The organism is Micromonospora sp. RP3T (assembly GCF_003027925.1).
Lineage (GTDB): Bacteria > Actinomycetota > Actinomycetes > Mycobacteriales > Micromonosporaceae > Micromonospora.
Map to the genome: position 1 here is coordinate 107,417 of NZ_PYPS01000016.1, position 17,921 is coordinate 125,337.

The window sequence follows — 17,921 nt, forward strand, 5'->3', positions numbered from 1 at the left end:
CGGTCCAGTCGGCCCATCCCCCCTGCCGACCCCGTCGGACCCACGACCCGACCGGCGAAGATGCCCAGGTCGGAAAGGACATGGTGCACTGATGAGAAGGTTGACCCGCACAGTCGCCGCGGCGGCGCTGGCGACCGCCCTCGCCCTCGTCGGCGGCTGCAGCAGCGACTCGGACAAGTCCGAGAGCAGCGGTGGTACCGGCGGGGCGCTGGAAAAGGTGACCTACCTCACCTCGTTCGGCAACTTCGGCCGTGACTCCTACGCCTGGGTGGCGAAGGACAAGGGCTTCTTCAAGGAGGCCGGCTTCGACGTCGACATCAAGCCGGGCCAGGGCACCGGCTCGGTCATCCAGACCATCACCGGCGGTCAGGCCGACTTCGGCCCGATCGACCTGACCGGTGGCATCCTCCAGCTCGGCAACGGCCAGGCGAAGGACTTCGTGGCGGTGGCCGCGATCCAGCAGCGCACCATGGCCGCCATCGTCACGGTCGAGGGCAAGAACATCGCCACGCCGAAGGACCTGGAGGGCAAGAAGCTCGCCGACACCCCGACCTCCGTCGTGCGCAACCTCTTCCCCACGTACGCGCGGCTGGCCGGCATCGACAACAGCAAGGTGACCTGGGTCAACGGTGAGGCGCAGGGCCTGATCGGCATGCTCGGCTCCGGCTCGGTGGACGGCATCGGCCAGTTCGTCGTCGGCCAGCCCACCGTCGAGGTGGTGACCAAGAAGAAGCCGGTCGTGCTGCCGTACAGCAACGTGATGCAGGACCTCTACGGCAACGCGCTGATCACCTCGACCAAGATCGCCAAGGAGAAGCCGGAGATGGTGAAGAAGTTCACCGCCGCGCTGCTCAAGGGCCTGGAGTACTCGCTGGAGCACCCGGACGAGGCGGGCGAGATCCTGAAGAAGAACGTGCCGGCCGCCGTCCCGGCCGCGTCCGCCGCCGAGCTTCGGCTGATGGCCGCGTACGTCCGGTCGAGCAACTCCGGCACCGCGATCGGCACGCTGGACAGCGGCCGGGTGGCCAAGAGCATCGCGCTGCTCCAGGGCGCGGGCGCGCTGAAGCAGAACCTCACCCCCGACCAGATCATCAACTTCGACCTCGCGCCGAAGGCCTGACCGGTCGCTCGGACCAACGGGGGTGCGACCCGCCGGGACACCCGGTGGGCGCACCCCCTTCGCGTGCCGGTCGTGCCGACCGGCCGGACAAGGAGGACACGTTGACGCAGTTGACCGAGGCCCGGCCGGGAGCGCCGGCGGGGCCGGCGCGCGCCCGGCGCGGTCGGGGCGTACCCCCGGCGGCGGTCGGCCTGCCGGTGCTCGGGCTGGTCATCGCGGTGGCCGCCTGGTGGCTGGTCACGTCCGTGCTGCACCTGGTGCACCCGGTCGCGCTGCCGCCGCCGCAGGCGGTGGCCCGTTCGCTCGCCGCCACCACCGACGTGCTGCTGCCCGCCCTGGGGATCACCACCTGGATGACGCTCTCGGGCTTCCTGCTGTCGTCGGTCGTCGGCGTGCTGATCGGGATGGCGCTGGCCGCGTCCCGCCGGGTGGAGCGGATGTTCGCGCCGCTGCTGGTGGCGGTGAACGCGGTCCCGAAGATCGCCTTCGGCCCGCTGCTCGTGGTGGCCGTGGGCTTCGGTCAGAAGCCCATCCTGACCATGGTGTTCCTGCTCTGCTTCTTCCCGATCGTGCTCTCCACCGCCACCGGGTTGACCACCACCCCGGCCGACCTGGCGGAGCTGGGCCGGTCGCTGAACGCCTCCTGGTGGCAGTCGTTCCGCAAGGTGCGCCTGCCGGCCGCGCTGCCGCAGATCTTCGTCGGCCTCAAGGTGGCCATGCCGCTGGCCGCGATCGGCGCCGTGATCGGGGAGTTCTACTCGGACCGTCCCGGCCTCGGCTACCAGATCCTCCAGTACAACGGCGTGGGCGACACGGCGACCGCGTGGGCGGCCATCATGCTGGTGGCGCTGATGAGCATCGTGCTCTACGCGGCCCTGAGCGCGATCGAGCGGTTCGCCCTCCCGTGGGTGCGCGCCACCACCTCCGCCCGCTGACCATCGACCGAGAACGTCACGTCGACGGGGGACACGCAAGCTCAACCCACGGTCGGCGGCGGCCGACCACGACAGGTGTGGGCCCCGGCGCAACCGGCGCAGGGATCAAGCCTGACCGCCCGGAGCCGGTTGTGCCGGGGCCCACACCCACGGTGACCCCCTAGCCGGCGAGCCGCCACCGACCCCCACGCGCCACCAGCGTCGTCAGCGCCTGCGGCATCAACCCGGAGTGGTTGTCCGGCGTCATCCGGATCGGGCCGGACAGGCCGTCGAGCTGCGAGGTCTCCAGCACGTCGCGCAGCGCGTCCCGGTCCACCTTCCCCCGCTCGCCGCCGGCGCGCTGCTCGGCGTCCGCGATGAGCTGGACCGCGTCGGCGGCGAACGAGGAGAACCCGTTGTAGCCGCCGAACCGGGCGGTGTAGTCCTGGAACCACTGCCGCCGGGCGGCCTTGGCCGGGGTGGTGGCGATCACGTCGTCGATCACCATCGTCTGGGTGAAGATCAGCGTGGCCAGCTCGGTGGAGCGGGCCGACGGGCCGAGGAACAGCTCGCCCGCGGCCGAGGCGTCGAAGAAGAGCGACCCGCGGTAGTTGCGCTGCCGGGCGGTGGTGGCGGCCAGCGTCGCCTGCTCCGGGGGCGTCCAGAGGATCAGGGCCTGCGGCTTCTTGTCGACCAGGTCGTCGATCTGCGCGCTCACCTCGGTGTCGGTGGTCCGTACCGCCTCGGCGGCGACCAGCTTCACCGACGTCTTGCCGAACTCGCGGCGCAGCGCGGCGAGCCCTTCCTGGCCGTACCCGTCTGCGCTGTGCAGCACCGCCACCTTGCGGATGGTGCGCCGGGTCAGCTCGGTGGTGAGCGCTGCCGCGCTGTCCACCGCGTTCGGGGCCAGCTTGAAGACGTAGCGGCGCTGGTCGATCGGCTCGGTGACCGCGCCGGCGGAAGCGAGCGCGATGGTCGGAATGCGCTTGTCGCTGATCATGCGCGCCGCGCCGACGGCGCATTCGTTGCAGCCGCCCATGATGACGGCGCTCACCTGTGCGTCGGCGCTGAAATCATTGATGTTCCGCAAGGATTCGGCCGCGTCGGAGCGGTTGTCCTTGACTCTCAGTTCGATCTTCCGGCCGCTCAGCACGCCGGAGGCGTTCATCTGGTCCACCTTCAGTTCCAGCGCCCGCTGGTACACCTTGCCGATCGGCGCGGAAGCGCCGGAGAGTTCGAGGTCGGCGGCGATCACGATGGGGCTGGTGTCCTGCGGTTCCCCGCCGATCCCGCAGCCGGTGAGCGTGGTGGCCAGCACGGCCGATGCGAGCACCGCGATGCTCGCGGAGCGGATGGGGCTCAACTCAGTCCTCCAGGGTGCGGCGCGGGCCGGCGCCCGATCACCGCCGCTTGTCCGTCCTCAGTGGAGGAACGGGATTGGGGTGCCGTACGGTGTGCGCGAAGCTTGCAAAACCTTGCCAATGCCGGGCCCTGCGGTCAAGCGGGGATGCCGGATGCCGTTTCGGGACGGTCATCCCACATGCTGGGGACACGAAACGTTAACTGACTATTACTGCGCAGATGCGCTTGGCCACTCTGGAGTGACATCCCCTGTTCAGGGGGTTGGAGAAAAGAAGGTATTAGGTGACCGGATCACGGGTTGAGTCGACACCGACCGTTTCCTACCTCACCGCGGCTTCCCAAAAAGGATCTCGTCTGATGAAATCTCGGCCGTGCCGCGCGTGGCGCTGGCCGCTGCACCAGGCACGGGTCAGCGGGTCACGCGTGGAAGAAACGACGGAGGCGATGTCGTGAGCACCGGACCTACGACCCTGCCCGGGAGCCCCAGCGCCGAACAGCGGAATCGGCGGCGGCGTCTACCTCGGCTGCGTGACGCGCGGATCCGCTCCAAGCTCGCCCTCATCCTGGTCGTTCCGGTGGCGGCTGTCATCGCACTGGCAACTATCCGACTTGTTTCGGTGGGTCAGGGCGCGTACGAGGCGGATCAGGTCCGGGCGCTGACCGCGGTCTCGGTCGACGTCTCGGCGCTCACCCAGGACCTGCACAAGGAACGGATGGCGGCAGCCGCCTTCCTGGCCGACACGAACCAGAAGCCGGACGACTACAACGTGCGGGTCCGTCGCACCGACGAGCGCATCGCGGCCTACCGGGAGGAGCGCGGCGCGCTCGGCGACGTGCCGGCCGCGGTCCGGGACCGGCTGAAGGTGATCGACGACCACCTGGAGACGCTGAACGGCACCCGCCAGGAGGTGCTCGACCGCCTCCAGATGCCGGTGGCCGAGGCGAGCCTGCGCTACGGCATCGTCCTCGACGACCTCGTCGCGTACGGCGACACGCTGGCCCAGCAGCCCGGCGCGGAGAGCCTCGCCGACGCCCGCCGCGCGGCGGCCGCGTTCGCCCACGCCAAGGCCGAGGTGGCGGAGGAACAGGCGGTCGTGTTCACCGCGCTCGCGGTCGGCAACCGGATCGACGAGGAGCAGTTCTCCTCGTTCGTGGCCACGCTGACCGGCCAGCAGGAGGCCCTGCTCTCGTTCTCCCGGGCCGCCGCTCCGGAGCAGCGGAGCCTGGTGGACCGCACCGTCTCCGGTGACGCCGTCCAGCTCGCCGACCGGGTCGCGGCCGACCTGTCCCGGTCCATCGGCAAGCCCGCGCTGGTCACCCGCGACGAGGCGTCCGCCGCCATCGGCGCGGTCGACGACCTGATGCGGTGGGCGGAGATCCAGCTCCTCGACGAGCTGCTCGCCGACGCCGACGCGGTCCGCACCGACGTGATCCGGCAGGCGTTCGTGGAGAGCCTGCTCGTGCTGCTGACGCTGGCCGTCGCCGTGACGCTCGCCGTGGTGCTCGCCCGCTCGCTCAACGACTCGCTGCGTCGGCTCCGTGAGGGCGCGCTCTCCGTGGCCAACCACGACCTGCCGGACGCGGTGAGCCGGCTGCAGAACGTCAACGCCATCGGTGACGGTGGCGTGGACGAGATCGTCCAGCAGGTGCGGGACCCGATCAAGCTGACCAACCGCGACGAGGTCGGCCAGGTGGCGGTGGCCTTCAACGTGGTGCACCGGGAGGCGGTCCGGGTGGCGGCCGAGCAGGCCGCGTTGCGGACCAGCGTCTCGGCGATGTTCCTCAACCTGGCCCGCCGCTCGCAGAGCCTGGTCGACCGGATGATCGGCGAGCTGGACGCGATCGAGCGCGGCGAGGAGGACCCCAAGCGGCTCGCCCAGCTCTTCGAGCTGGACCACCTGGCCACCCGGATGCGCCGCAACGACGAGAACCTGCTGGTCCTGGCCGGCGCCGACTCGGCCGTGCCGCGCCGCGACGACGCGCTCCTGGTCGACGTGCTGCGCGCCGCCCAGTCCGAGGTGGAGCTCTACAACCGGATCGAGTTCGGCACCGTGGACATCGACATCTCGGTGGCCGCGCAAGCCGTCAACGACGTGGTCCGTCTGGTCGCGGAGCTGCTCGACAACGCCACCCGGTTCTCGCCGCCGAACACGGTGGTGGTGGCGGACGGCCGGCGGATCCGTGACTACGTGCTGATCCAGGTGGAGGACCGGGGCCTCGGTCTCACCGACGACCAGCTCGACTCGCTCAACCGGCGGCTGGCCGCGCCGCCGACCGTCGACGTGGCCGCGTTCCGGCTGATGGGTCTGGCCGTGGTCAGCCGGCTCGCCTCCCGCCACGGGATCCGGGTCGAGTTGCGCCGCAACGTCGAGGGTGGCACGGTCGCCCAGGTCACGCTGCCGAACTCGACTGTGGTGCTGCCGGCCAACCGGGGCCAGGCCCCGCTGACCCGGCCGCGCCAGCCGCTCGCCGTCGAGCAGTCGCCGCTCAGCCAGGTCGGCGCCGCCGACGCGCTGGCCGGCGCCGGTCGGGGCGGCACCGCCACCCTGGCCGACCAGTGGCGCAGCACGGTCGCCCCGCCGCCCGCCCGGTGGCAGGCGCCCGCCGAGGCGCGGGACACCGCACCGGCCGTGCAGTTCGGCGGCCTCTCCGGCACGCTGCCCCCGGTGCCCGCCGCCCCGGTCGCCGCCGCCCCGGTCGCCGCCGCGCCCGCAGCCGCGCCGGCCCAGGAGACGGGCTGGTCGGCGGGGGGCCCGACGGTCGCGTACCCGGCTCTCGAACCGCTGCCCAAGCGGACGCCGAACGGCGAGACGGCGACGACCAATCCCGCGCCCCCGGCCTACCAGCCGTTCAGCGCCGCGCCGGCGGTGGAGGCGACCCCGGCCGCGCCGGTGGTGGCCCGACCGGCCCGGCCGGCCGAGGCGCCGATATTCCGGGAGATGGAGGCGGTCTGGTTCCGCTCGCACGGAGAGGACGAGACCACCATCTTCACCCGCCCCCGGTTCGACGAGCCGCCACCCGCCGCGGCGCAGCCCGCCGCGCCGGCCCGGCCGCCGCTGCCCACCCGCACCCCGGGCGCCCAGGCGGCAGGGCTGAGCACACCGTCCGCGTACAGCGCACCGGCGGCCCCGGCCACACCGGCGGCCCCGGCCACACCGCCCGCCGCGGCGGCACCGCCGGCGGTCAACCCGCCTGCGGCGAACCCGCCCGCGCCGGAGCCCGCGCCGGCTCCGCCGATCGACCCGGAGGCGTGGCGGACGGCGGCCGACGACGGTTGGTCCCGGGCCAGCCAGGCCGCGGAGCCCACCACCGGCGGCACGACCCGGTCCGGCCTGCCCAAGCGGGTGCCGCAGGCGCAGCTCGTGCCGGGCGGGATCGAACCGAAGAGCGGCCGGGACCGCAGCCGACGCACGCCGGACGAGGTACGGGGTCTGCTTTCCGCATACCACCGTGGCGTCCAGCGGGGCCGCACGGCCGGTACCGACCCGAACAGCACCTCGACCAAGGAGACGAACCGATGAACAGGCCGGCGGCCATGCAGGACATGGGTTGGTTGCTCACCAACTTCGCCGACAGTGTGGCGGGTATCGCGCACGTGGTGGCGGTGTCCGCGGACGGGTTGCTCCTCGCCTCCTCCCGGGATCTGCCCCAGGACCGGGCCGACCAGCTCGCCGCGATCACCTCCGGCGTGGTCAGCCTCACCGAGGGCGCGGCGCGGATGTTCAGCGCCGGCGGGGTGTTGCAGACCGTGATCGAGATGGACAGTGGCTACCTCTTCCTGATGTCCATCAGCGACGGCTCGTCGATGGCCGTGCTCGCGGCCCGTAGCTGCGACGTCGGGCAGGTCGGCTACGAGATGGCGTTGCTGGTGGAGCGGGTCGGTCAGGCGCTGGTGCCGCTGCCGCGGGACGCCGTCCGGTCCTGATGCTCCGTTGACCTGGTGATCCGGAGCCGGCCCGGCTCCGTACGAGGGGAGGTGATCGCGAGATGGAACCGCGACGTGATCCGCGTGGCGCGTTGGTGCGGCCGTACGCGGTCACCCGCGGCCGCACCGAGCCGTTGCAGAACATCGCGCTCGAGGCGGTGCTGTCGAGCACGGCCACCCAGTCCGCCGAGGCGCGGTTCGCCGGGCACGACAAATACCGCATCTCCTCGGTCTGTGAAGGCCGGGCGCAGTCGCTGGCGGAAATCGCCGCTTACACCCGGATGCCGCTGGGCGTCACCCGGGTGCTGGTCGCCGACATGGTGGCCGAGGGCCTGCTGACGCTACACAGTGCCGCTCCCGCAACGGGCTTCGCGGCGCGGATGAACCTGCTTGGAAGGGTGCTAAGTGGACTTCGCGAACTATGACCCCGACGGGGCGAGCCGCGGCCGGGAGATCATCTCCGCGAAGATCGTGGTCGCGGGTGGCTTCGGGGTGGGCAAGACCACCCTGGTCGGGGCGATCTCCGAGATCCAGCCGCTGACCACCGAGGCGTTGATGACCGCGGCCGGCGTGGGCATCGACGATTCGTCGAAGGTGCCGGGCAAGGAGACCACCACGGTCGCCATGGACTTCGGCCGGATCACCATGGCCGAGGACCTGATCCTCTATCTCTTCGGCACGCCGGGCCAGACCCGCTTCTGGTTCATGTGGGACGAGATCATCCGGGGCGCGGTGGGCGCGGCGGTGCTGGTGGACACGCGCCGGATCACCGACGCGTTCGCGCCGCTCGACTACTTCGAGAACCGCAAGCTGCCGTACGTGGTGGCGCTGAACCGGTTCGACGACGCGCCGCACTACGAGCTGGAGGAGATCCGGGAGGCGCTCGCCATCTCGCCGGACGTGCCGCTGGTGATGTGCGACGCCCGGCACCGGGAATCGGTCAAGCAGGTGCTGGTGACCGTGGTCGAGCACGCCATGCTCCGGCTCCAGGCCGAGCACGGCTATCCGGCATCGGTGGGCTGAGCTTGTGATTTGTCGTTATTCGCAGCGCTGACGTCGTCAACCGGTGGCGCGTCGGGCATCGGCTGTTTCGCCCCTGAGCTGCGCAAACCTAGGATTTCCCCGAGCATCGTCACGCTAGGTGAATATCTGTTCACATAGTGCATGGGTGAGAGGGGAAACCGATGCGGACAATCAGCGGTATCACCGCGCTGGCCGCCGGCGTCGTGCTCGGCGTCGGCCTGGTGGGGGCACCGGCGCAGGCGGCCGTGACGGACGACACGACCCGGGCCAACACGCTGACGGCCATGCGGGGAGAGGCGTTCGCGAACGCCAGCTACCTCGCGTACGGCGCGGAGGCGGCCCGGAACGGCCACGGCAGCATCGCCGCCCTGTTCAGAGCCACCGCCGACACCGAGCTGAACGAGCACTTCACCGAGGAAGCGGCGCTCATCGACTTTGTCGGCTCCGACGTGGCCAACCTGCGTACGTCGATCGACGGCGAGTGGCACGAGGCCACAGTGGTCTACCCGGGGTACGCCCGGCAGGCCCGCCGCGACCGCTGCCCCCGGGCGGCCCGACTCTTCGACGAGTTGGCGGCCGACGAGGCGAGACACGCCTCGCAGTTCCGCCTCGCCCTGTACGCGATCACCCACCCGGGCTCCGGAGCGCGGGTCCCGACCGGTGAACCGGTCCCGCCGGTGCCGATCGTCGCCGGGACGCCGGTCTGCTCCGGCGCGACGCAGGCCAACCTGGAGGCGACGATGCGCGGGGAGGCGTTCGCGAACGCGTCCTACACGCTCTACGCCCGGCACGCCCGCGACGGCGGTCGGCTGCGCCTGGCCCAGCTCTGGGAGAACACCGCCGGTCAGGAACTCGGCGAGCACTTCAGCGAGGCGGCCACGCTCGCCGGCCTGGTCCGCGGCGACGCGGTGAACCTCCGCAAGGCGATCGACGGCGAGATCTACGAGGCGACCACCATGTACCCGTCCTTCTCCCGGCAGGCGGCCTCGGTCGGTGAGGACGAGGCGGCCGACCTGTTCGCCGAGATCGCCCACGACGAGGCCGGGCACGCCTCGGCGTTCCTGCTCGCCCTGGTCGATCTGGAGGTCGGCGGCGCGGGCGGGGCACGCGACGCCCGCCGGAGCTGAGCCGGCTCAGTCCACCCGCAGGCGGTAGCCGCGCTTCACCACGGTCTGCACCACCCGGGGCGCCCGCAGCCCCACCCGCAGCCGGGCCACCGCCATCTCGACGGCGTGTTCGTCAGCGCCCCGGGGCAGCGTGCGCAGCAGCGCGGTGCGGGAGAGCACCTTCCCGGGCGACGCGGCCAACGCCCGCAGCACGGCCATCGGGGCCGGCGCCAACTGGCGCAGCTCCCCGTCCACCACCGCGGCGTGACCGCGCAACGTGAGCACGTGCCCCGCCGCCTTCACCGAGACCGTGCGGCGGGGCAGTTCCTCGACGATGGTCCGGACCAGCGCGCCGAGCCGGGCCCGGCTCGGCGCGCTGACCGGCACCCCGCGCCGCACCAGCGGTTCGGCGGTGACCGTGCCCACGCACCCGGCCAGCACGTCGCCGCGCAACGCCGCCAGCACCGTCTCGGTCCGGTCCCCGGCGGCCCGCAGCAGCGCCTCGGCCGCCGGGGCGGAGGTGAACGTGACCGCGTCGACCAACCGCCCGGCGACCAGGTCGATGAGCCGGTGCAGCGGCGCCGGGTCGGCCGGTGGCGCCCACCGGTAGACCGGCACCTCGATCACCGTGGCCCCGGCCGCGACCAGCGCCTCGGTGCACTCCGGCTGCCGGTCGCCGTGCAGTTGCAGCGCCACCACCTGGCCGGCCACGCCGCGCCGGACCAGGTGCTCGACCACCTCGTCGCAGGACTCCGAGGCGGGCGACCAGTGCTCGCGCAGCCCGGCCGCGCGGATCGCCCCGGTCGCCTTCGGCCCGCGGGACACCACGTACGCCCGGGTGAGCGTGTCCCGCAGCGGCTCGGCCAGCCCCCAGCCCTCGGCCGCCTCCAGCCAGCCCCGCATCCCGATGCCGGTGTTGGCCATCAGCACGTCCGGCGGGTGTGCCAGGCAGGCCCGGGTCGCCTCGCGCAGGTCGGTGTCGTCGGCCAGCGGCACGATCCGCAGCGCCGGGGCGAGCACCACCCGGGCGCCGCGCCGCTGGAACAGCGCGGCCAGCTCGTCGCGCCGCCGGTCCGCGGTGACCCCGATGGTGAAGCCCGCCAGTTCGTCCCGCATTCACTCCTCCTGCCGCAGCCGTACCTCGACCAGGCCGTCCCGGCAGCGCACCCGGTGCCGCCGCAGCGTCACCCCGGGCAGGTCCAGGCAGTGCCCGGTGGTGAGGTCGTACACCTGCTTGTGCAGGGGGGAGGCGAGCGTCGGCACGCCGCCCCGGCTGCCCACCAGGCCCCGCGACATCACGTACGCGCCGCCGACCGGGTCCAGGTTGTCCACCGCGAACAGTCCGCCGACGGTACGGAAGAGCGCGACCTGCACGCCGTCCACGAGCGCCGCCACGCCCCGGTCGAGGTCGAGCCGGTCCAGCGGGCAGACCGGCGTCCAGCGCACCGTCACGGTCGGGCTCATCGGCGTACCTCCGGCAGGCCCAGCACGACGGGCTGCCGCCGGCCCTCTCCGCCCGGTGGCGCACCGCGTGCCGGCACCGGCTGGCCCCGCTCCACCGCGAAGGTGATGGACGGGTCCGGCACGTCCGGCGCGTTGACGAACGAGGTGAAGCGGCGCAGCCGTTCCGGGTCCTCCAGCACGTCCCGCCACTCGTCGGAGTACCCGTCGACATGCCGGGCCATCGCCGCGTCGAGGTCGGCGCAGAGCCCCAGCGCGTCGTCCACCAGCACCGACCGGAGGTGGTCGAGGCCGCCGTCCATGGCCTCGATCCAGGCGGCCGTCCGCTGCAGGCGATCCGCGGTGCGCACGTAGTACATGAGGAACCGGTCGATGAGCGTGACCAGTTCCTCGGTGCTCAGGTCGGTGGCGAACAGGTCGGCGTGCCGGGGCCGGAAGCCGCCGTTGCCGCCGACGTACAGGTTCCATCCGGTCTCGGTGGCGATGACGCCGAAGTCCTTGCCGCGCGCCTCGGCGCACTCCCGGGCGCAGCCGGAGACCGCCGACTTCAGCTTGTGCGGCGCGCGCAGGCCCCGGTAGCGCAGCTCCAACGCGATGGCCAGCCCGACCGAGTCCTGCACGCCGTACCGGCACCAGGTGTCCCCGACGCAGGACTTCACCGTGCGCAGCGCCTTGCCGTACGCGTGCCCGGACTCGAAACCGGCGTCGACCAGCCGGCGCCAGATCTGCGGGAGCTGGTCGACCCGCGCGCCGAACAGGTCGATCCGCTGCCCGCCGGTGATCTTGGTGTAGAGCTGGAAGTCCCGCGCCACCTCGCCGATCGCGATCAGCTTTTCCGGCGTGATCTCGCCGCCGGGGATCCGGGGCACCACCGAGTAGCTGCCGTCGCGTTGCAGGTTGGCCAGGAAGTGGTCGTTGGTGTCCTGGAGGGACGCCGCCTCGCCGTCCAGCACGTGCCCGGTGCCGAGCGAGGCGAGGATCGACGCCACCACCGGCTTGCAGATGTCGCAGCCGCGTCCGCGCCCGTGTTCGGCGACCAACCGGGAGAACGTGCCGATGCCCCGCACCCGGACCAGGTCGAACAGCTCCTGTCGGCTCAGGTCGAAGTGCTCGCAGAGCGCGGTGGACTGCCGCACCCCGGCGGCGTCCAGCAACTGCTTCAGCATCGGCACGCAGGAGCCGCAGCTCGTGCCGGCCCGGGTGCAGGCCTTCAGCGCCGGCACGTCGGTCGCCCCGCCGGCGATCGCCGCGTCCAGGTCGGCCCGGGTCACCGCGTTGCAGGAGCAGATCTGCGCGGCGGCCGGCAGTGCGCCGGCCCCGGCCCCCGGGCCGCCGGCCGGGGCGAGCAGCGCCAGCGGGGGACCGGGCAGCGGCCCGCCGACGCTCGCCCGCAGCGTCGGGTAGGCGCTCGCGTCGCCGACCAGCACGCCACCGAGCAGCGTCCGCGCGTCGTCGGAGAGGACCAGCTTCGCGTACGACCGGGTGACCGGGTCGGTGTACGTCACGTCGAGGCAGCCGGCGGTGACGCCGTGCGCGTCGCCGAACGAGGCCACGTCCACGCCGAGCAGCTTCAACTTGGTGGCGGTGTCCGCCCCGGGGAACGTGGCCCCGCCACCGAGCAGCCGGTCGGCGACCACCTCGGCGGTCGCGTACCCGGGCGCGACCAGGCCGTGGCAGACGCCCTCCACCGCCGCGCACTCGCCGACCGCCCAGATCCGCTCGTCGGCGGTCCGGCACGCCGCGTCCACCAGCACCCCGCCGCGCGGACCCAGCGGCAGCCCGGCGGCGCGGGCCAGCTCGTCGCGGGGTCGGATGCCGGCCGCGACCACCACCAGCTCCGCGTCGACCGTGCGGCCGTCCGCGAGGTCCAGCGCGGCCACCGTGCCGTCCGGGCCGGGGCGCAGCGCCGTGGTGGCCACCCCGAGGTACGGGGTGACGCCCAGCTCCTCCACGTAGCGCCGGAGCATCGCCCCGCCGGCGTCGTCCACCTGCACCGGCATCAGCCGGGGCGCGAACTCGACCACGCTGGTGGCGAGCCCCAGCAGGCGCAGCGCGTTGGCCGCCTCCAGGCCGAGCAGGCCGCCACCGATCACCGCGCCGGTCCGCCGGCCCCGGGCGTGCGCCCGGATCGCGGCCAGGTCGTCGAGCGTCCGGTAGACGAAGACGCCCGGCAGGTCGGTGCCGTCGACCGGCGGTACGAACGCGTACGAGCCGGTGGCCAGCACCAACGCGTCGTACGGGTGCTCGCCGGTCGCCGTGGTCACGACCCGTCGCGCCCGGTCCACGCCGGTGGCCGGCTCGCCCAGCCGCAGCTCCACGCCGGCGTCGGGGGTGTGCAGGCGCAACTCGTCCGCGTCGACGCCGTCGAAGACGGCCGAGAGCCGCACCCGGTCGTACGCCGGACGCCGCTCCTCGGCCAGCACGGTGACCCGCCACCGCCCGTCCCGGTCACGGGCCCGCAGCGCCTCCACGAAGCGCTGCCCGACCATCCCGTTGCCGACCACCACCAGCCTGCTGATCCGCTCGCCTCGCTCGCTCATGACACCTGCACCGCCTCCCGATCCGCATCCGTCTCGCGCACCTCGTCGGTTGTCGGCGGGTCCGCCGCGGCGAGCCAGGCGGCGATGCCGGTCACCGCGTCCCGGCAGCCGCCACAACCGGTGGCGGCCCGGGTCGCCGCGGACAGCGCCGCGACGCTCCGGGCGCCGGCCCGCCAGCCCGCCACCAGCGCGCCCCTGGTCACGTCGTTGCACCGGCACACGACGGCCGCGTCCGGCATCAGCGCCGGCGACGCGGCCGGCTCGGCGGGTGCGCCCACCGCGCGGCCGAGCAGCAACGCGCGCCGGTCCGCCGGCACCGGCGCGCCCCGGTCGAAGAGCTGCACCACGGTGCCGACCGCCGGGTTGTCGCCGAGCAGGATCGCGCCGGTCAGCCGCTCGTCGCGGATCCGCAGCCGGGCGTACGTGCCGCGGGCCGGGTCGGCGAACGTCAGCTCCTCGACCGGGCCGGTCCCGTCCGGGTCGCCGGTCCCGGCCAGCTCACCCATCGCGGCCAGGTCGATCCCGGCCGCCTTCAGCCGGGTCACCGTCGGTCGGGGCCGGTAGCGGGCCGCCGCGTCGTCCCCGGTCAGCACGTCGGCGACCACCCGCGCCTGCGTCCAGGCCGGCGCGACCAGCCCGGTCAGCGTCCCGTCGTGCTGGGCGCAGTCGCCCACCGCCGAGATACGCGGGTCGCTCGTCCGCATCCGGTCGTCCACCACGACGCCCCGGTCGACGGCGAGCCCGGCCGCCCGGGCCAGCGCGGTGTCCGGGCGTACGCCGCAGCAGAGCACCAGCAGGTCGGCCGCGAGCGGCTCACCGTCGGCCAGGTGGAGCCGGACGCCGTCGGCGTCGGCGGTCACCCGGGTCGCCGGCACGCCGAGCCGGGCCCGGACGCCGAGCCCGGTCAGGGTGGTCGCGAGGACCGCCCCGGCGGTCGGGTCGAGCTGCCGTTCCATCAGGTGCCCGTGCGGGTGGACCACCGTCACGTCGAGGCCCCGGGCGGCGAGGCCCCGGGCCGCCTCCAGCCCGAGCAGCCCGCCGCCGAGCACCAGGGCGCGACGCGCGTCCCGGGCGACGGCGAGGATCCGCCGGCAGTCGGCGAGCGTACGGAACGGGACCACCCGGTCCGGCAGCGGGTCGAGCCCGGGCAGCGGTGGCACCACGGCCCGGCTGCCGGTGGCCAGCACCAGATGGTCGTAGCCGTACCGGCCGCCGTCGGCGGTGCGGACCTCCCGGGCCGTCCGGTCCACGGCGGAGACCGACGAGCCGGTCCGCACGTCCACCCGTGGACCGAGCGCCTCGACCAGCTCCACGTCCGGTTCGCCGATCTTCCCGGCGAGCAGCGTGGAGAGCATGATCCGGTTGTACGCCCGGTGCGGCTCCGCCCCGAGCACGGTGATCCGCCGGTCCCCGCCCCGCGCGTGCAGCTCGGCGGCGAGCCGGGCCCCGGCCATGCCGTAGCCGACGACGACGACGCGCCCGGTCATGCCCGCTCCACCCGGACCGCGCAGATCTTGAACTCGGGCATCCCGGAGACGGGGTCGAGCGCGTCGTTGGTGACCGAGTTGGCACGGGCCGCGCCGGGCCAGTGGAACGGGGCGAAGACGGTGTCCGGCCGGATCGCCGGGCTGAGCCGGGCCGGCGCGCGCAGCTCGCCCCGGCGGGAGACCACCCGTACCGGCGTCCCGTCGGTCACGCCGAGCCGGGCGGCCAGGTCGGGGTGCAGCTCGACGAAGCCGCCCGGTGCGGCCCGGCGCAGCGCGGCGACCCGTCGGGTCTGTGTGCCGGACTGGTACTGCGCCAGCACCCGGCCGGTGGTGAAGTGCAGCGGATAGTCGGCGCAGACCGGCTCGGCGGCCGGGCGGTGGGTCACCGGGTGGAACCGGGCCCGGCCGTCCGGGGTGGGGAACCGGTCGGCGAAGAGGCGGGGCCGGTCCGGTCCGTCCTCGTCCGGGCAGGGCCAGAACACGCCCTCGTCGGCGTCGATCCGTTCCCAGGTGATCCCGGCGTAGTCGGCCGGACCGCCGGCCGACGCACGGCGCAGCTCCTCGAACACTGTCCGCGGGTCGGTCGGCAGCGGTGCGCCGTCGGTCAGGCGGGCGGCCAGCGCGGCGAGGATCTCCAGGTCGGTACGGACGCCGGCGGGTGGCGGGCGGAACGCGCGCCGGCGCAGCACCCGTCCCTCCAGGTTGGTCATCGTGCCGTCCTCCTCGGCCCACTGGGTCACCGGCAGCACCACATCTGCCAGCTCGGCCGTCTCCGAGCGGAGCAGGTCGGCGACCACGAGCAGGTCGAGGTCGCGCAGCCGGGACTCGATCCGGGTGGCGCGCGGCGCGGAGACGACCGGGTTGGAGCCGAACACCAGCAGCGCCCTCGGCCCGGACGGGGTGCCGAGCGAGTCGAGCAGTTGGTAGGCGGGCACCCCCGGGCCGGGCAGCGTCGCCGGGTCGACGCCCCACACGCCGGCCACGTGCGCCCGGGCCGCCGGGTCGTCGATCCGCCGGTAGCCGGGGAGCTGGTCGGCCTTCTGACCGTGCTCCCGGCCGCCCTGCCCGTTGCCCTGCCCGGTCAGGCAGCCGTAGCCGGAGCCGGGACGGCCGGGCAGGCCGAGCGCGAGCGCCAGGTTGATGAAGGCGCTGACCGTGTCGACGCCCTTGGCGTGCTGCTCGGCGCCCCGGGCGGTGAGGATGATCGCCCGGTCCGCGTCGGCCAGCGCGCGGGCGGCGGCCTCCAGGTCGGCCACCGGCACCCCGGAGAGGCGCTCCGCCTCCGCCGGCCAGCAGCCGGCGACGGTGCGCCGGACCTCGTCGAACCCGGTGGTACGCGCCGCGACGTACGCCCGGTCGACGAGGCCCTCGGTGAGCGCGATGTGCAGCAGCGCGTTGGCCACCGCCAGGTCGGTGCCGGGCAGCGGTTGCAGGTGCAGGTCGGCCTGGCGGGCGGTGGCGGTGGCCCGGGGGTCGATCACGATCAGCCGGCCGCCGCGCTCCCGCTGGTCGGCGACGTGCCGCATCAGCGGCGGCATGGTCTCGGCCGGGTTCGCGCCGACCAGCAGCAGCGTGTCCGCCCGGCCCAGGTCGGCGAGCGGGAACGGCAGGCCCCGGTCGACGCCGAACGCGCGGTTGCCGGCCGCGGCGGCCGACGACATGCACCAGCGTCCGTTGTAGTCGATGTGCCGGGTGCGCAGCGTCACCCGGGCGAACCGACCCAGCGCGTACGCCTTCTCGTTGGTCAGCCCGCCGCCGCCGAAGACCGCGACCGCGTCCGGGCCGTACCGGTCGCGGACCGTGTGCAGGCCGGCGGCGACCCGGTCGAGCGCCTCGTCCCAGCTCGCCGGGCGCAGCTCGCCGCCGGGCCGGTCGCGCAGCAGCGGCGTGGTGAGCCGCTCCGGGTGGTCGAGCAGCTCGGCGGCGGTCCAGCCCTTCTGGCACAGCCCGCCCCGGTTGGTGGGGAAGTCCCGTGCGCCGACCTCGACGACGTCGCCGGCGTCGCGCAGCACCATGCCGCACTGCAACGCGCAGTACGGGCAGTGCGTGGCCGCCTCCCGGGGGAGCACCCCCGATCGCGTCGCCACGCGTGCACCGTCTGTCATGTCGGAAAAGCGTGCCGCCGGGCGGTTTCCGGCCCGGGTCCCTTCTGTTTCGGTCCTGTCAAGAGCGCCTCACACCGCAGGGGGCTGACGGCACGGATCGACTGGTCTAGAATGTGAGAAAATTGTCCCACTTAATGGGAGGCAGATGTGCGTGTGACGGAGGCCTTCGACGCCGTGGCCGGCCGCTACGACGAGGCCCGACGCCGGCTGGTGCCCTGCTTCGACGCGTTCTACGGCACCGCGATCGAGGTGGCCGCGCCACCGCTGCGGGCCGCGCTGGCCGCCGGGCGTACCCCCGAGGTGCTGGACCTCGGCGCGGGCACCGGCCTGCTCTCCCTGCTGCTGTCCGCGGCGGTCCCCGGCGTCCGGCTGACGCTCGTGGACGGCGCGCCCGCCATGCTCGCGGTCGCCACCGGCCACCTGACCGCCCGCGGGGTGCCGCACCGCACGGTCCACGCCGACCTGGCCGACCCGCTGCCCGCCGGCCGCTACGACGCGGTGGTCTCCGCGCTGGCCATCCACCACCTCGACGACGAGGGCAAGCGGGCGCTCTACCGCCGGGCGGCGGGCGCGCTCGCGCCCGGCGGCGTGTTCGTCAACGCCGAGCAGGTGGCCGGGCCCACCCCGGCGCTGGATCGGCGCTACGACGAGGTGTGGACGGCGCGGATCACCGAGTTGGGCTCCGACGCCGACGAGATCGCCGCCTCCCGGGAACGGATGCGGCACGACCGGCCGGCAACCGTGGCCGACCAGTGCGGCTGGCTCGTCGAGGCCGGGCTGGCGGACGTGGACTGCTTCTTCAAGGAGTGGCGCTTCGCCGTCTTCGGCGGCCACCGTCCCGTCTTCGAGTGACCGGGCGAACCTGGTGCTCCCGCCTT

At 73.7% G+C, this 17,921-nt stretch carries 14 protein-coding genes; 8 read left to right on the forward strand and 6 right to left on the reverse strand.

The genetic code is table 11. The annotated features are described in order from the left end of the window. The first annotated feature begins 91 nt into the window (after positions 1-91). Positions 92-1,120 carry an ABC transporter substrate-binding protein gene (locus C8054_RS15355; protein WP_107157466.1) on the forward strand — a complete coding sequence of 343 codons (1,029 nt, stop codon included), beginning with the start codon at positions 92-94 and terminating at the stop codon, positions 1,118-1,120. A gap of 101 nt (positions 1,121-1,221) precedes the next feature. Beyond that, a complete protein-coding gene (locus C8054_RS15360; RefSeq protein ID WP_107157467.1) occupies positions 1,222-2,055 on the forward strand; it encodes an ABC transporter permease in 834 nt (277 codons plus the stop codon). Positions 2,056-2,215: 160 nt separating this feature from the next. Here the strand turns inward: C8054_RS15360 and C8054_RS15365 are convergent, their stop codons facing one another. After that, complete coding sequence (locus C8054_RS15365) at positions 2,216-3,397, reverse strand: ABC transporter substrate-binding protein (protein ID WP_107157468.1); 1,182 nt, start codon at positions 3,395-3,397, stop codon at positions 2,216-2,218. A 448-nt stretch (positions 3,398-3,845) separates the two neighbouring features. On the opposite strand from C8054_RS15365, the gene C8054_RS15370 reads away from it, so the two are divergent. From C8054_RS15370 to C8054_RS15390, 5 genes are all read left to right on the forward strand, one after another. Next, positions 3,846-6,917, forward strand: coding sequence for a sensor histidine kinase (locus C8054_RS15370; RefSeq protein ID WP_107157469.1), 3,072 nt, complete (start codon positions 3,846-3,848; stop codon positions 6,915-6,917). Next, complete coding sequence (locus C8054_RS15375) at positions 6,914-7,321, forward strand: roadblock/LC7 domain-containing protein (protein ID WP_089155226.1); 408 nt, start codon at positions 6,914-6,916, stop codon at positions 7,319-7,321. The genes C8054_RS15370 and C8054_RS15375 overlap by 4 nt, the downstream gene beginning before the upstream one ends. 62 nt (positions 7,322-7,383) lie before the next feature. After that, positions 7,384-7,746 carry a DUF742 domain-containing protein gene (locus C8054_RS15380; RefSeq protein WP_091065900.1) on the forward strand — a complete coding sequence of 121 codons (363 nt, stop codon included), beginning with the start codon at positions 7,384-7,386 and terminating at the stop codon, positions 7,744-7,746. After that, positions 7,727-8,344, forward strand: a complete 618-nt coding sequence (locus tag C8054_RS15385) for an ATP/GTP-binding protein (protein WP_107157470.1) — start codon at positions 7,727-7,729, stop codon at positions 8,342-8,344. The genes C8054_RS15380 and C8054_RS15385 overlap by 20 nt, the downstream gene beginning before the upstream one ends. 161 nt (positions 8,345-8,505) lie before the next feature. After that, entirely contained in the window at positions 8,506-9,471 is a 966-nt protein-coding gene (locus C8054_RS15390) for a ferritin family protein (protein WP_107157471.1), read from the forward strand. 6 nt (positions 9,472-9,477) lie between these two features. Here C8054_RS15390 and C8054_RS15395 read toward each other — a convergent pair whose 3' ends face one another. From C8054_RS15395 to C8054_RS15415, 5 genes are read right to left on the reverse strand one after another with little or no spacing between them, the layout of a single operon-like run. Then, complete coding sequence (locus tag C8054_RS15395; protein WP_107157472.1) at positions 9,478-10,566, reverse strand: uroporphyrinogen-III synthase; 1,089 nt, start codon at positions 10,564-10,566, stop codon at positions 9,478-9,480. Continuing rightward, positions 10,567-10,914: a nitrite reductase small subunit NirD gene (gene nirD, locus C8054_RS15400; protein ID WP_107157473.1), complete on the reverse strand. Its 348-nt coding sequence runs from the start codon at positions 10,912-10,914 to the stop codon at positions 10,567-10,569. Then, entirely contained in the window at positions 10,911-13,451 is a 2,541-nt protein-coding gene (gene nirB / locus C8054_RS15405) for a nitrite reductase large subunit NirB (RefSeq protein WP_107157474.1), read from the reverse strand. The genes nirD and nirB overlap by 4 nt, the downstream gene beginning before the upstream one ends. Next, positions 13,448-14,938, reverse strand: coding sequence for an FAD-dependent oxidoreductase (locus C8054_RS15410; RefSeq protein WP_107157475.1), 1,491 nt, complete (start codon positions 14,936-14,938; stop codon positions 13,448-13,450). Before C8054_RS15410 ends, nirB begins: the two co-directional genes overlap by 4 nt. Continuing rightward, positions 14,935-17,043, reverse strand: coding sequence for a molybdopterin oxidoreductase family protein (locus C8054_RS15415; RefSeq protein ID WP_107157476.1), 2,109 nt, complete (start codon positions 17,041-17,043; stop codon positions 14,935-14,937). The genes C8054_RS15410 and C8054_RS15415 overlap by 4 nt, the downstream gene beginning before the upstream one ends. Before the next feature lie 147 nt (positions 17,044-17,190). On the opposite strand from C8054_RS15415, the gene C8054_RS15420 reads away from it, so the two are divergent. Next, positions 17,191-17,895, forward strand: a complete 705-nt coding sequence (locus C8054_RS15420; protein ID WP_107157477.1) for a class I SAM-dependent methyltransferase — start codon at positions 17,191-17,193, stop codon at positions 17,893-17,895. The last annotated feature ends 26 nt before the right edge of the window (positions 17,896-17,921 follow it).